The 13,035-nt window shown below is 43.7% G+C and carries 16 protein-coding genes; 6 read left to right on the top strand and 10 right to left on the bottom strand.

The features are described from left to right. Positions 1 to 2: 2 nt before the first annotated feature. The gene (locus tag U5K77_02270; protein ID MDZ7744566.1) at positions 3 to 761 is read right to left on the bottom strand and encodes an ATP-binding cassette domain-containing protein; all 759 of its coding nucleotides are present in this window, start codon (positions 759 to 761) and stop codon (positions 3 to 5) included. 82 nt (positions 762 to 843) lie between these two features. After that, positions 844 to 1,038: a hypothetical protein gene (locus U5K77_02265; protein MDZ7744565.1), complete on the bottom strand. Its 195-nt coding sequence runs from the start codon at positions 1,036 to 1,038 to the stop codon at positions 844 to 846. Between the two features lie 240 nt (positions 1,039 to 1,278). On the opposite strand from U5K77_02265, the gene U5K77_02260 reads away from it, so the two are divergent. Further along, positions 1,279 to 2,025, top strand: a complete 747-nt coding sequence (locus U5K77_02260; protein MDZ7744564.1) for a hypothetical protein — start codon at positions 1,279 to 1,281, stop codon at positions 2,023 to 2,025. A 122-nt stretch (positions 2,026 to 2,147) separates the two neighbouring features. Here the strand turns inward: U5K77_02260 and U5K77_02255 are convergent, their stop codons facing one another. Next, a complete protein-coding gene (locus U5K77_02255) occupies positions 2,148 to 2,774 on the bottom strand; it encodes a hypothetical protein (GenBank protein ID MDZ7744563.1) in 627 nt (208 codons plus the stop codon). Positions 2,775 to 2,786: 12 nt separating this feature from the next. Further along, entirely contained in the window at positions 2,787 to 3,998 is a 1,212-nt protein-coding gene (locus U5K77_02250; GenBank protein MDZ7744562.1) for an MFS transporter, read from the bottom strand. Positions 3,999 to 4,512: 514 nt separating this feature from the next. On the opposite strand from U5K77_02250, the gene U5K77_02245 reads away from it, so the two are divergent. Continuing rightward, positions 4,513 to 5,808: a Mur ligase domain-containing protein gene (locus tag U5K77_02245; GenBank protein ID MDZ7744561.1), complete on the top strand. Its 1,296-nt coding sequence runs from the start codon at positions 4,513 to 4,515 to the stop codon at positions 5,806 to 5,808. 31 nt (positions 5,809 to 5,839) lie between these two features. Here U5K77_02245 and U5K77_02240 read toward each other — a convergent pair whose 3' ends face one another. Genes U5K77_02240 through U5K77_02230 form a run of 3 tightly spaced genes read right to left on the bottom strand, consistent with a single transcriptional unit; the run spans position 5,840 to position 7,216 of the window. Then, positions 5,840 to 6,289 (bottom strand): NUDIX domain-containing protein, encoded by a 450-nt coding sequence (locus tag U5K77_02240; GenBank protein MDZ7744560.1) that lies wholly within the window; start codon positions 6,287 to 6,289, stop codon positions 5,840 to 5,842. Then, complete coding sequence (locus U5K77_02235) at positions 6,286 to 6,627, bottom strand: nucleoside triphosphate pyrophosphohydrolase family protein (GenBank protein MDZ7744559.1); 342 nt, start codon at positions 6,625 to 6,627, stop codon at positions 6,286 to 6,288. Before U5K77_02235 ends, U5K77_02240 begins: the two co-directional genes overlap by 4 nt. After that, positions 6,614 to 7,216, bottom strand: coding sequence for an L-threonylcarbamoyladenylate synthase (locus U5K77_02230; GenBank protein ID MDZ7744558.1), 603 nt, complete (start codon positions 7,214 to 7,216; stop codon positions 6,614 to 6,616). Before U5K77_02230 ends, U5K77_02235 begins: the two co-directional genes overlap by 14 nt. A 57-nt stretch (positions 7,217 to 7,273) precedes the next feature. Between U5K77_02230 and U5K77_02225 the strand changes: the two genes are divergently transcribed. Then, a complete protein-coding gene (locus tag U5K77_02225; GenBank protein ID MDZ7744557.1) occupies positions 7,274 to 8,119 on the top strand; it encodes a mechanosensitive ion channel family protein in 846 nt (281 codons plus the stop codon). Positions 8,120 to 8,225: 106 nt separating this feature from the next. Here U5K77_02225 and U5K77_02220 read toward each other — a convergent pair whose 3' ends face one another. After that, positions 8,226 to 8,879, bottom strand: coding sequence for a hypothetical protein (locus U5K77_02220; protein ID MDZ7744556.1), 654 nt, complete (start codon positions 8,877 to 8,879; stop codon positions 8,226 to 8,228). A gap of 3 nt (positions 8,880 to 8,882) precedes the next feature. Continuing rightward, positions 8,883 to 9,575, bottom strand: a complete 693-nt coding sequence (locus U5K77_02215) for a hypothetical protein (protein MDZ7744555.1) — start codon at positions 9,573 to 9,575, stop codon at positions 8,883 to 8,885. Positions 9,576 to 9,739: 164 nt separating this feature from the next. Between U5K77_02215 and U5K77_02210 the strand changes: the two genes are divergently transcribed. The 3 genes from U5K77_02210 (at position 9,740) to U5K77_02200 (ending at position 11,748) form a co-directional block, all read left to right on the top strand. Next, complete coding sequence (locus U5K77_02210) at positions 9,740 to 10,573, top strand: LssY C-terminal domain-containing protein (protein MDZ7744554.1); 834 nt, start codon at positions 9,740 to 9,742, stop codon at positions 10,571 to 10,573. A gap of 69 nt (positions 10,574 to 10,642) precedes the next feature. Further along, on the top strand, positions 10,643 to 11,092 hold the full coding sequence (locus tag U5K77_02205) for an SRPBCC family protein (GenBank protein ID MDZ7744553.1): 450 nt from the start codon (positions 10,643 to 10,645) through the stop codon (positions 11,090 to 11,092). A 203-nt stretch (positions 11,093 to 11,295) separates the two neighbouring features. Next, positions 11,296 to 11,748, top strand: a complete 453-nt coding sequence (locus tag U5K77_02200; protein ID MDZ7744552.1) for a type II toxin-antitoxin system death-on-curing family toxin — start codon at positions 11,296 to 11,298, stop codon at positions 11,746 to 11,748. A gap of 125 nt (positions 11,749 to 11,873) precedes the next feature. On the opposite strand, the gene U5K77_02195 is transcribed toward U5K77_02200, so the two are convergent. Further along, positions 11,874 to 12,572: a type I restriction enzyme HsdR N-terminal domain-containing protein gene (locus U5K77_02195; GenBank protein MDZ7744551.1), complete on the bottom strand. Its 699-nt coding sequence runs from the start codon at positions 12,570 to 12,572 to the stop codon at positions 11,874 to 11,876. Between the last annotated feature and the right edge of the window lie 463 nt (positions 12,573 to 13,035).

The raw sequence follows: 13,035 nt of genomic DNA, 5'->3' as shown, positions 1-13,035 counted from the left end.
CGTTATTCCCTTAGCTCCCGGCCAGTCAAATCGATAAACACATCTTCTAAATCTGCCTGTTCGACATGCTGTTTTTTCTTGAAACCTTTATTAAGCAAGTTCTTTACGAGCTGTTTGGGTGAATCAAGTGCGATAATTTTGCCATTGTCCATAATTGCAACTCGGTCACATAACACTTCTGCTTCTTCCATGTAGTGCGTAGTCAAAATAACCGTAACAGCTTGTTTACGAATGCTTTCTACTAAATCCCATAAATTTCGTCGAGCTTGTGGATCAAGTCCGGTAGTCGGTTCATCCAAAAACAATACTTTCGGATTATTAACCAGAGCCGTAGCAATAGAAAAACGTTGCTTCTGGCCACCAGAAAGTTTTTCGGCGTAACTGTGGTATTTATCTGAAAGCTGAACATCGTCTAACAACTTACGAGCGTCAACCTTGCGGCCGTATGTCGCAGCAAATAACTCAAGCAACTCTGTTAATTTGGTCTTTTCTTCAAAGGCCGGCGTTTGAGGTTGCACGCCGATAATTTCTTTAATCTCCCATGGATTTTTGGCAACATCAATACCGTTGATGGTTGCCTGGCCTTCGTCAATCGGACGCATCGCTTCTAGCATTTCAAGCGTAGTCGTCTTACCAGCACCATTTGGCCCAAGAATTCCAAATATTTCACCCTTTTTTACGCTAAAACTTACCTTATCAACAACGGTTGAGCCACTATAGTGTTTGACAAGTTTTTTAGCTTCTACAAGAGTGTTTTTCATCTCAAAGGTTAGTGTAGCAAAATAAAAACACCCAAGCTATACCTGGGTGTTTAAATATTTTTATATCTGGTTTTAAAACAAACTAGCTCTTTTTAACAGTCAAGAAGCCGTTGCGTGGGTTTTCGTTTACTGTGTAACCATCAGGCAAATCTGTTGCCTCTGGACGTTGATCTTTACTGAAATAGTAAATTCTCTGCTGCTTTCCACCGCGTAGTGTTACGTCCTTAGAATTTAAGTAGTACGTTACACCCTTGGAGTTTGTGTGCTTGTATGCCATTGCTATAACATCTCCCTCTCTTATTTAGTAATGGTATCTTTACCATACTCTTGGGTGTTTCCTCTTGTCAACAGCTTTTACACCTTGCAACCACGTGCATAAGAACGACTAACAGGGGTAGTATCGCAGTTATTAACACAACTGTATGACCACGGCAATAAGACAGTTGCACGGTAATACGCTTATGTATTACACTAAGCTCTGTAAGTAAGCAATAAATAAAGAAGGTGGATTCTATAAATGGATTTTATGAACCGTGGCAATAGGCCAAACCCATCAGCTCACTCGCCAAATCCGGCTCAACAACAAAGCGGAAACGGGAGTATGCATAGTGACAATAACCAAAACAGCCAAGATGGCGGCAAACGAAGAGGCAATATCTTTACATCAAAAGGTCTCCAGCTGGCATCTATTATTTTGCTGTTTTCTTCGACAGTACTGATTGTTGCCGTACTTGGATTTATGGTTTTCGGCGGATCACGCGGTGAAGCACGCTTTGTAAATGACAAACAGATGCAAGCCGTCTTCCTCAATGGCGGCCAGGTATACTTTGGTACCATTGACGACATCAATAAGCAGTATATGCGCCTTAGCAGTATCTTCTACCTACGAGTGAACCAACAGGTGCAACCAGAACAAACTGGCCAAACGCAACAGCCAGCAGGTGATGATATATCCCTAGTAAAGCTTGGTTGTGAGTTACATAGACCAACCAACGAGATGGTCATTAACCGCGATCAGATTCTATTTTGGGAGAACCTAAAAGATGATGATAGCCCAAGCTCAGTTCCCGGTGCTGTTAAAGAATACGTAAGACAGTTCCCAGAAGGACAAGATTGTGAAGAGGAAACTTCTCAACAATCAGTAAATGGCAACACTAACAACAGCCAAGAGACTGAACCAGCTGGTTCTGAGACAGTACAAGATCCAACTCAAGGAGACACAACACCGGTCTTGCCTGAGACAGAAGGCGAAACCACTCCGTAGTTGACAACCAACACCGATTATCGGTACTAAGGATTAAAAACACCCGGAAATATGCCCGGGTGTTTTTAGTTTATGACGTCTCTCTTTGATTAACCTTGTGTTTTAGACGAGACCCTACAATCTTATAGGTGATTGTGCAGCTGGTACCGCAACCATCGCTCAAGTGTGAAACGAACCGTAAACAGAGTAAAAAACAGTACTGCTAGAACAATACTCCACCCTGCCAAATCTGGCGACCAGACCGGTGAAACAAAAGCAAATTGATACAACTCTTTTGGAACTTTGACCTCTTCCTTCTCTTCTAAGCTGTTTTGGGTAATGTACGTTTCTACGCACTGCACCCGCTGATCCAAAGAGCCGGGTCCATGTCGATTTTCACAAACAGTTGCTGCTCGTTTGGCAACTTGGCGATTGTGCTGAGCAACCTCCTCATTATCATTCTTATCTTTAAGACGTTCGTAGGTATGACGTAATTGGAGTGGTGGATAAATTGACGTGTCATCGCCGCTCAAATCAGCGTTCATGTGAGAGTGGACGTGTTGCCGCAGTTCTGCGAGTGCTTCATCTACGCCTTCGCCTGCTTCATCAGCAGCAATAACTTCATCACGCAGTTCAATCATCTTTAGGTTATTTTCACGCAGAGCCCAAACTGCAATACCCGTAAACAGTAAACAGGCTATCAAAAAGTACCATGCATTAATTGGCTTGAGTTTAATCCACAAATGATGAAGTAATCGTTTATTTGCCATATAGGTAGCTTACTATTTTTTTACATTCAAAGCTGGGAATTTTTCTAGCGTGATACCGTATGAAGCAATTGCCGCTAACCCGAAAGCAGCAACAAACACACTAAATGAACTGAAACTAAGCGCCAAAATTGCCAGCAACCCGTAGAATGCTGCTCTAACAATACAGCTAAGAGCTTCTAGCGAAACAATATAGACAATTCTGTGCCCCTCTAGCTCATCGGCTCGATCATACATACCTTTTATATACGGTAAGCGGAAAGATGTAGTCAAAATCTCGTGAATAAAGTTTACTGACAGCGCGAGCCCAAACGAACTGACCATTGGCCGTAGTCCATGTAGAATTATATTTGCCCGTGAGCCAATTCTTAGTAAACGCCTACCTTTTTTATTATCAACCGTTTGACCGATAACTCGGGCAAGAATCACCGACACAATAACAGCAAATGAAGTTAGGGCGCCAATCTGAAGATAAATATTGTCAACAAACACAAATAGCGCTAGAAACAACGGCCAGATAGCAATATGGGTACTGTTTTCGACACTAAGTGACGCGTGCGAGATAAAATCCTGTTTAAGCTTCTTGATAGGTAGCCCTCGGTAGTCTAGATGCTGCCTGGTCTTGACCGGCTCTGCAGTAAAAAATAATGGGATTAAAGCGGTCATAAAAAACAATGTGGCGGCTAAAAAGGTGTACTGTGCTCCAAACAATGCGGCCACAACGCCACCGGTAATTGGCCCTAACGTAGCTCCAAGTCGCTCCATTATAGTTAAGACCCCCAGCTCTTTACCACCGTGTTTTTTGTGCTTCACCTTAGAAAAATCAACATGAAATGCAATGAAGAACAGGCTGCCGCTAATACCCCACACGACTGCTAGTAAGTAAATTGGCCAATTGAATTGTTCGTAGCTTGTAAAAAGTGATAACGCAATGACATAGGCTATGTAACTTAAAAACATAGTGTGTTTAGGGCCAAATTTGGCTACACAATAACCTGTAATAAAATCTGCCGGTATGCGTGTTAGAAACATAACCACGTAAAACGACAATATAATCGGCAGACTAAACCCAAGTTCGTATAGGTATATCGGTATAAATATACCGACCAAGCTTAGAGCCAGGTTTCTAAACATCATGCTCGTATATAGCTCACTGAGCTCATCAAACCCAATGTTACGCCAGTAGTGATGGCGGCGAAATATACGTGAAATTAGTGTTTTTAGCATACTTTTTATGTTTAGTTTTACTCATGTCAAGTGTAGCACAGTGTTGGAGACGGGAGACGGAAATTGATAGGTGATAGTTGATAGGTAATAGATAAAGGATGGAGCTGCGCTCAGTACCTAGTACTTAGTACTTGATACTGGATAATAATGCTGGAGCCTGCCAGCGCACAGCACCCCCCAACTCCTATCTACTAGCTACCAACTGCCAACTCGCTGGACAGCAGACCGCTGTGATGCGAAACTCGGCCACGAGGTTCGCACTTGAGTGCAGGACGGATGAAGCGATGAAACACGGACATGGTTGTCGCAACACTTGATACTTTCTACTTACCTGCAGCCAGCCTAAGTTTCGCACTTGAGTGCAGTGTGGTCGGTCAAGCGAAGCGCGGACAGAGGCGTATATGCAATACGCCGAAGGAGCACTGGAGCATGAGCGGCCGCAATGTGCCAAGAACAGCGGTGGAGTGGCCAGCTTCAGCTGGACAGCAGACCGCTGTGATGCGAAACTTAGAGCATGCATATTTTCTTTAGTGGGATAGGTGGGACAGCCATCGGCCCCCTAGCCCTCATAGCCAAACAAGCTGGGCACGAAGTATCTGGCTCCGACAAGCAAGATTCTCAGTATATCCACTACTTACGAAGTAAGGGTATTGTCAATATTCACATCGGCCAAGAGCGTGACGAAATCGAACACGTCCACCAAGAAGACCCAATTGACTGGTACGTTTATTCTTCAGCCGTAGCAATTGAAAACCCAAACGCTCCAGAGCTTACTTACTGCCGCGAGCAAAATATCAAGATGAGCAAGCGTGACGAGCTACTTAATTACATCATCTCCGAAAAACATCTCAAGCTAATTGCTGTGGCTGGCACCCACGGCAAGACAACAACCACCGCTATGACAGTGTGGCTATTCAAACAGCTCGGCATCCCACTGAGTTATTCCGTTGGGGCAAAAATACCGTTTGGCGATATGGGTCAATATAAAGCAAGTTCCAAATATTTTGTTCTAGAATGTGATGAGTTTGACCGTAATTTTTTGTCGTATAACTCTCATACTAGCCTAATTACAGGTGTTACATGGGATCATCATGAGATATTCCCCACCCGTGAGGATTACCAACAAGCCTTTCAGGAGTTTATTTCTCAAAGCCAACACACCTATTTATGGCAAGAAGATGCAGATTATCTAAGCCTAGCGCCACGTGACGGACTAGAAATCCTAGATAGCAGCCACAAACATATTGATGATATTAAACTGGCTGGTTTGTATAACCGGCTAGACGCTTGGCTGGCTATACAATCAGCTCATAAAATAACCAAAACTCCGGTTGCAGACCTAGTGGAACACATGAACAAGTTCCCTGGCCTCCAGCGTCGCATGGAGGAGCTGGTGCCTAATCTCTACACTGATTACGCCCACACGCCAGAAAAAATCCGTGGCGCCATGAGCGTAGCGCTTGAGATGTCCGGAGATAACAAACTTGTCGTGATATACGAACCTTTAACCAATCGCCGCCAGCACTACATGATAGATGACTACAAAGATTGTTTTGATGGTGCCAACAAAGTCTACTGGATTCCGAGCTACTTAGCACGCGAGGATCCTGATCAACGCGTTATTCCGCCTGCCGAAATGATTACCCACCTCAGTAATCCAGCTATAGCAGAGCCCTTGGAGCGCGACGAAAAGCTCAAAGAAGTTATCCAAAAACATCTAGATTCTGGCGACATGGTAGTGGCCATGGCTGGCGGCGGCGGCGATAGCTTAGACGAATGGCTTAGAGAGAACTTCGTTCGCAGTAGTTAGTAGTTGGCAAAAAGTAGTTGGCAAGTGGTGCTTAAAAACCGTACTCGGTAAAGTTCTCATCATTTTGGATGGCTTCAAGTGCTGCACGAACACTTGGGATAATATTTTCTGGTAATTCATCAGATGAGAACCAAGCGAGTTCATCGTGCATGTGAGGTTCGGAATTGCGAACATCACCCTCCCATTCGTCTGCTTCAAAGTAAAAGTCCACCCACTCTGGGTATTTATCATTTTTTTCATGACGATGCATTGTTAACACGTGACGTAATTTTTCTTGCTTTATTTTTACGTCGACTTCTTCCTCTACTTCACGGGTTGCAGCTACCGTTGCTGATTCATTTTTATCAATCTTTCCAGAGGGCAAGCCATAGTATCCAGACATCCAGCCACACCCTTCACCCCGAAGAACGAAGGCATTTTTCCCGTTTTTGTTAAGTAAAACGTAGCTTGCTGCGTACGGTTGTGAAGAATCTAAACTCATCTGTTATCTCCGCTACCGGTGAGTTTATTGCGTTTTTGGCGTGAGGCTAGCTTTTCTACATTACGTGTGGCAACTTCATCCATTGGTACGCCCAAATTATCGGCCATCAGCGCGATATACCATAGAACATCGCCAAGTTCTTTGACGAACATCTGCTTGTCTTCTTCGCTTAGCTCACCCTGCTTGTCGCGCAGGATTTTCTTGACCTTTTCAGCTATCTCGGCACTTTCGCCTACTAGGCCAAGTACCTTATCCATAAAACCAATACTCAAAACCTCATCAGCAGCCGGCGTAAGATTGGTTTTTTTAGCGGCCGCTTGGTATTCATCGAATGTCATTTTTTATAATCCTCCCAGTAGTTTCATCTATTTTAACAGCTCCTTGGCGCAAAACTTCTACCGCATCGTCGATAATCCTGATAACTGTTGACGGCTTACGGCCAGACAAATCACCGCCGTCCACATAAAAGTCGACACTGTCACCAAAATAAGCTTTGGCTTCATCGATAGTTTCAGACTCAGGCTTACCGGGATGATTAGCACTACTAGTAAGCAGTGGTCCTGTTTGCTCAAGCAAAGCCTTTAATTCACCGTCAGCTGTTATCCGAACAGCCAGACTATGTTTACCAAGGTGTAGATATTTTAAATCATGACCAAGTGGCAACACTACACTGACTGGACCCGGCCAAAACTGCTCCCCGGCATTCACGTAGCGATATTTAAACCCTAGCTCTACTAGTTGAGCAACGTTTGCGGCAATCACGGTACCAGGCTTATTCTCTCTTTGTTTTTGTGAGTACAGTCGAGATACTGCCTGCTTATCTTGTGCGCGGCAAACCAGACCATACACTGTATCGGTAGGCATGACTCCAACTCTGCCTAGATTCATCAAAATACGAGCCGCTTCTCCCCGGGTAACTGTTTTCATTACCTATCAGTTTATCACTGTGGTCATACTGGGGTATCATTGATATACTAAAAGCCAATGGATAAGCTAGAGAATTTATTTCACGCTCACTGGTTACAAGTTGTCTTAATTCTTGCTTCGGCTTACTTAGCACGTAAGTTTGCCATGATTATCATTGAGCGTCTGATTCGTAAGGCTGTACGTTCTGATAGCCATCAATCTCACTCCGCCGAAAAACAACGCGAAGATACGCTTATTACTATTGTCGATGCGTTAATAAGAGCGATGGTCTGGGTTGTCGCTACTATGTTGCTTCTCTCAATGTTTGGAGTTGATATCGCACCGCTTATTGCCGGTGCAGGTATCGCCGGCGTAGCTCTTGGTTTTGGCGCCCAATCTATGGTTAAGGACTTTTTGGCTGGATTTTTTATTATCATCGAAAATCAATACCGTGTTGGTGATGTCGTTCAAATTAATCAAGGTGTCGCCGGTGTTGTAGAACATTTAACGCTTCGACAAACTGTACTGCGCGATCTTGATGGTATGGTTCACAACGTACCTAACGGTAATATCGAGGTTGCAACTAATATGACTATGGAGTTCGCCAACGTGAACCTAGATGTTGGTGTTGATTACAGCTCAGACATAGACAAGGTTGAAAAAATCATCAATGCAGTTGGTAAAGATATTGCAGGTGATGAGGCATGGAAATCCAAAATTGTAGAACCACCTGAAATGCTACGAGTCGAGGACTTTGCCGACTCAGCGATTATCGTCAAGATCGTTGGTAAAACCGCACCGATGCAGCAGTGGGCAGTGACTGGTGAGCTACGTAAGCGCCTCAAGCGTGAATTTGATAAAAACGGTATTTCCATACCGTTCCCACAACGCGTCATGCATAACGCCAAAAAGTCATCTGATTAGATATTTACATATCATTCAGCTGACGACAGTGGTTACTCTCACTGTCGTGTCACACATTATTTTTTATCGGATCTACCTACGCGATAATAAAAGTATGCGTGCTTTCCTATAGGCCGAGTGATTCGTCGGTTAGCTCTTCTTCCGGAAAGTCTGATTCATCATCAAGACCTTCAACAGATTGATCGATTTCTTCGGTCAGTGAATCTATTTCGTCTACAGCCTCGGTTGAAGATGTCGCAGTAGTATCTTGCTTGATAACAGTAGAACTACCCTCTTCTGCCGGCTGCTCATTCAGGTATACCATCACCGCTACAGCTGAAAGACCCAGCGCAACAATAACAGCTGCAATTACTATAAAGACTGGCTTTTTGGTTTTATTTTTATGAGGTTTATTGTTTTTTGGCTGCTCTTTACTTTCTGGCTGGTTGGCGGCTTTATTCGGTTCGGTATTATCTCGATCTTGTGGCGAACTTTGCTGGTTTTCAGGCTGTTCTTGATCTGACTGAGGCTGTGGTTGTGGCGGTGTTGCCGCTTGCTTTGTAGGTTGAGGCTGAGCTGGTGTTGCATTTGGTTGGTTTACCGGCTCAGGCGGTTGTGGAGCAGCTGGTTGCTGAGCTGGCGATTGCGTCGGTTGCGCTGGCGCCTTAATGTCTGGAGAGAAAGCTTTACTTTGATCGACTGCTGGTTGCGAACTGCCTGCTGATTGATTTGGCGGTTTTACATCCATGGGTTTTGGTGGCTGTGCTTTATTTGGATCCATGATCTATTCAGCCTCGCTTTGGTCTGAAATTTGCTGCCGCAGTGACAACAATATTGGTCTTATATCTTCCTGAAATGCTTGTCGTAGTGTTCGTGATTGCTCACGCAGCTCACCCTGGCTTTCGCGAGCAGCTTCAAGCGAAGCCCAGAACCCTTCGGGGTCTTCAGTACAATCCATATCCGTCATGTCGGATATTGCCTGGATGTGCTCATCCATCAATTCTGTAAAGCTCTCTAGGTCGGTACTGAGTGTTTCAAGCTCTCCATCTAACGCTGTTGTGTCTAACTCTGTTGCACTAATTATATCCGACAAATTAACAAGCCTCCTATGAATAGTTTCATAAACTCGATTACGCTGCGTTTGTACTCCATCAATTCTGGCCTTTACCGAACGCAGTTGACCCTGTGCGGTATTACAACGACCTTGTATCCTTGCCCGGTCTACTTCATTTAGCTGTATCTGCCGGTTGGTTTTACGTTGTTCAAGCCGTTGCTCAAGCCGCTCTCTAACATCATCCGGCATCGCGTCACCACCTCCGGGCTCATTATCGACATTATTACTAACAGGCTCATCAGGATCGGATGTATCATTTTGGGCTAATACGTAATTCACCGAAAACGCAGCACTAATTGCTGCTAAGAAAATTCCTACAACCAAAAAGCTTAGTTTTTTATGTAAGTTTTGTCGTTTTATCATTATTTTATTTTATCATAAGCACGTTATTGTATTTTTACAATTTACTCTGGTTTAAGAGCTTAGACTACTTATACAAGTAGCTATCGCTATCGCTAATGTTGTTTGCCTTTGATCCATTGATTCTGGTTAGGTTTCACCATTTAACAGTTGTATCCTAGTTGTATATGGTTAGTATATTGGTCAGATTTTTTAAACGTTTTGCTGTGTTGATACCAGGTTTGGCGGTTGCCTACTTTGTTACTGTGGGCGTTTACCCGTTTTTAGACCGCAATACACCTACTGCCTTCGCAGTTTTGGTGGCCTACATTATTGCGGCATATATATTTATACCGTTGTTGCTGCGTGTTATACGGTTTTTTATCCGGCCAAAACACATCCCGCTTTATTGCGTAACACCCGATGGATTTGCTTCTGACCCAATAAATATTGGTATTGAGGGTACTCGCGAACAAATAATTAAGGCAATGACGGAAGCCGGTTGGCATCTAGCCGATAAACGCACCGTAAGAACTGTTGGTAAAATGGTTATCAGTTACATATTAAAGCGACCATACCTTAATGCTCCGTTTAGCAACTTGTTCTTGTTTGGTCGCCGCCAAGATATTGGGTTTCAACTCCCAGTAAAAAATCAGCCTAACCATCGCCATCACGTTCGTTTTTGGGCAAACCAACCCAAACTCCCAAAAGACGTAGAGGCAGACCTTAAGTTCTGGCAAAAACACACACCCGGTAATGCTCCGTCAAAACCTGTACTGTGGGTCGGTGCCGCATCCCGTGACGTAGGCTTGGCGATCATTAGGCACAATGCTCAATTCACTCACATGATAGACCCTGACACTAATGCCGAGCGGAACCTCATCGCAAAACATCTCAAGCAAACTAATTTGGTCAAAGAAACCCGCAGCGTCAAGTTAGGTGAACCGTACAGCTTGGTCAACCGAGTACTCCGTGGCAAACTCCACGCCGATGGAAAAATGACTATTCTCACCCTGAAGTGAGAAATAGTTGATAATTGATAGGTAATAGCTGATTGCTAGTACTTCATGTTCTTTTGGTATTATTAATTTATGAAAGTACAAGAACTAATCACAATTAATGCCCCGCTCAATAAGACATTTGCTGTATTTACAGATTTTGGGCAAATGGCAGATCGCGTTGAGGGTATTAAACAACTCCGAGTGCTCGCTGGTAAAAAACCTCAAGCCGGATTCAAGTGGGCAGAAACCAGACAAATGGGAAATAAAGTTGGCGAAGCTAAGTTTGAAATAACAGATTTCACCAAGAACACCGACTTTACCGCCGTTGGCGAACACAGCGGCATGCGCTTCATCACTACCCAAGCATTTAAGACTAAGGGCAACAAAACAATAGTCACAGCCACCACCTTAACTCAAGCAACCACTGTAGGCATGAGAATAGTTCTAGCCCTATTTGACTGGGTCATGAAAAAAGAAATGCAAAAAACCGTCCAATCCGACCTCCAAGACCTCAAAAAAGCCACCGAAAGTAGCGTTTAATATAGAGGTGTCAAAAGCGATAATACTAGTATTACTTCGCCATGACACTTGGCGTAAGCCTTTTGTGGTAAAATAGACACATGAAAAAGCGGCAAGTAAATTTTGTATATGTTAATAAAGCAGACAAGAAGGCGGTCAAGAAAATCGCCGAGTCGATGAAGCCTGCGCTTGTTTCCCTTGCCAAGAAATAGAACAAAAACAGTATGAAAAACATCAACATACCCTCCAAAGAGGTAATTTTGTCGCTTCATGATGTTGTTCTGGAAATTTCCGGTGGCTTACCTGGCGTCAGAGATATGAATGTAGTAACGGCAGCATGTCAGCGGCCTCACACGTACCAAGGATACGCTGATAATTATGACGTGCACACGGCTGGTGCTCTGCTGCTTGATTCTCTGGCCAGGAACCACGCCTTCGTGGAAGGCAATAAACGAACTGCACTCGTAACCGTTCTTTTAACGTACACGGTAAACGGCATTTACCTAAAAATGCCACTTTTTATGAACAATGAATTTGAGGAGCTCGTACTCTGGGTCGTAAACCAGAAACCGAGTATCGATGAGATAGATAAAAGACTGCGCTCGTTGGTCAAGAAGTATCAGGAGAGCGGCTTTCAGGCAATTATCGACAAACTAAAAGCACGTTTTTTTCGGTGACTAATTACCAAAACCAGTACACCGTGCTGCACCGAAATAACAGATGCAATGGATTGGAAGATGGTAGGTGGTAGGTAGTGGTTGGATTTTGCGTTACCGAGATAACTTCACTAGTAATTCTAGAATTATTTATTTTTCTTACGAAGGCGAGGCTTAGGGAACTCAACCTTATTGGTAATGAGCTCGTGCAACGACGTAGCAACGTCTTCAAGCTGAAAGTAGATACCTGTTTCCTGCTTTAAGTCGTTGCGAAGACGTTTAACAACCTCTTCCGAGTAAAGAAGTTTTGCTAGGTTTTCCACCTGAAGAGCATCTGAGCGTTTCCAGAATTCTTCAAGTTCCCCTCTTTCCACTGCCTTTTTAGTAATGTACCAGAGCATATTAGGACATTTTTTAAAGTCGTCTTTGTCAAGTAAATCAAGTGCATAAATCAAGGTAGTACTAATGGGTTTACCAAAATTAACACGGTACAACTCAATCTGCCTACCGTTCAGGAGGAGAATCCAATCAATACCTTCATTTGCAGCATAATTAAGGCTCTGTCGTAGATGCTTGTCGTGGAGATCCAGCTGAATTGCCTTAACTTCGACGACTAAATGCTTCTTTCTCTTTAGCTGCACAACATAATCGGCGTATTCTCCACGGATTCTATACTCGGTCTTGATTTCTTCTAGCTCTTTATAACCAAGAACATCTGTTAAGAAACTGTTAGTCATGATCCTAGTGCCGGACTCATCAATCTCGCTAAACTCTTTTCTCAAATACTTTCTCTTATACGTTTTTAGCTTTTCTTTTAGTTCTTTCAGCTGATTTTCAGTAGCCATTCTCATACCTTATCTAATTAAATACTTCATCTAAGCTTACCACTTTGTATATTTATTTGCGTATCACTTATATTGTGCAGAAATCACCTGGCAGGATTTTCATCGACAACTCCTACATGTCATAAAAATACTAAACCACATTGTTTATAGGCAGGAGTATTGTTCTTGCCGAGGAACGGACTATTCTCGAGCGTATTAGGGGCACACACTTGAGCGCAGAATCGTATTTCTCTTTGAGGAGTGGACTTATCAACTAGGATACCTAGAGCTTTGCATTTGAGTGCATAGCGGGATTTCTTTATGAGTAGCGGAGTCCGCGCGGCCTAGACCTACACATTTGGAGCCAGAATCGTCGTTCTTGCCGAGGAACGGACTATTCTCGAGCGTACTAGGGGCACACACTTGGATGGAGAATCGTATTTCTCTTTGAGGAGTGGACTGAGCCGTATAGGCGATACGGTGA

The sequence above is a fragment of the Candidatus Saccharibacteria bacterium genome, from assembly GCA_034521515.1.
Lineage (GTDB): Bacteria > Patescibacteriota > Saccharimonadia > Saccharimonadales > JAXHMH01 > JAXHMH01.
The sequence above is the reverse complement of the archived record's forward strand: the minus strand, read 5'-3'. Positions and strand labels throughout refer to the sequence as shown.

Bases quoted from the DNA above. Each gene is read 5' to 3' on its own strand.
- U5K77_02270 (MDZ7744566.1), bottom strand. From the start codon at position 761: ATGAAAAACACTCTTGTAGAAGCTAAAAAACTTGTCAAACACTATAGT.
- U5K77_02265 (MDZ7744565.1), bottom strand. From the start codon at position 1,038: ATGGCATACAAGCACACAAACTCCAAGGGTGTAACGTACTACTTAAAT.
- U5K77_02260 (MDZ7744564.1), top strand. From the start codon at position 1,279: ATGGATTTTATGAACCGTGGCAATAGGCCAAACCCATCAGCTCACTCG.
- U5K77_02255 (MDZ7744563.1), bottom strand. From the start codon at position 2,774: ATGGCAAATAAACGATTACTTCATCATTTGTGGATTAAACTCAAGCCA.
- U5K77_02250 (MDZ7744562.1), bottom strand. From the start codon at position 3,998: ATGCTAAAAACACTAATTTCACGTATATTTCGCCGCCATCACTACTGG.
- U5K77_02245 (MDZ7744561.1), top strand. From the start codon at position 4,513: ATGCATATTTTCTTTAGTGGGATAGGTGGGACAGCCATCGGCCCCCTA.
- U5K77_02240 (MDZ7744560.1), bottom strand. From the start codon at position 6,289: ATGAGTTTAGATTCTTCACAACCGTACGCAGCAAGCTACGTTTTACTT.
- U5K77_02235 (MDZ7744559.1), bottom strand. From the start codon at position 6,627: ATGACATTCGATGAATACCAAGCGGCCGCTAAAAAAACCAATCTTACG.
- U5K77_02230 (MDZ7744558.1), bottom strand. From the start codon at position 7,216: ATGAAAACAGTTACCCGGGGAGAAGCGGCTCGTATTTTGATGAATCTA.
- U5K77_02225 (MDZ7744557.1), top strand. From the start codon at position 7,274: ATGGATAAGCTAGAGAATTTATTTCACGCTCACTGGTTACAAGTTGTC.
- U5K77_02220 (MDZ7744556.1), bottom strand. From the start codon at position 8,879: ATGGATCCAAATAAAGCACAGCCACCAAAACCCATGGATGTAAAACCG.
- U5K77_02215 (MDZ7744555.1), bottom strand. From the start codon at position 9,575: ATGATAAAACGACAAAACTTACATAAAAAACTAAGCTTTTTGGTTGTA.
- U5K77_02210 (MDZ7744554.1), top strand. From the start codon at position 9,740: ATGGTTAGTATATTGGTCAGATTTTTTAAACGTTTTGCTGTGTTGATA.
- U5K77_02205 (MDZ7744553.1), top strand. From the start codon at position 10,643: ATGAAAGTACAAGAACTAATCACAATTAATGCCCCGCTCAATAAGACA.
- U5K77_02200 (MDZ7744552.1), top strand. From the start codon at position 11,296: ATGAAAAACATCAACATACCCTCCAAAGAGGTAATTTTGTCGCTTCAT.
- U5K77_02195 (MDZ7744551.1), bottom strand. From the start codon at position 12,572: ATGGCTACTGAAAATCAGCTGAAAGAACTAAAAGAAAAGCTAAAAACG.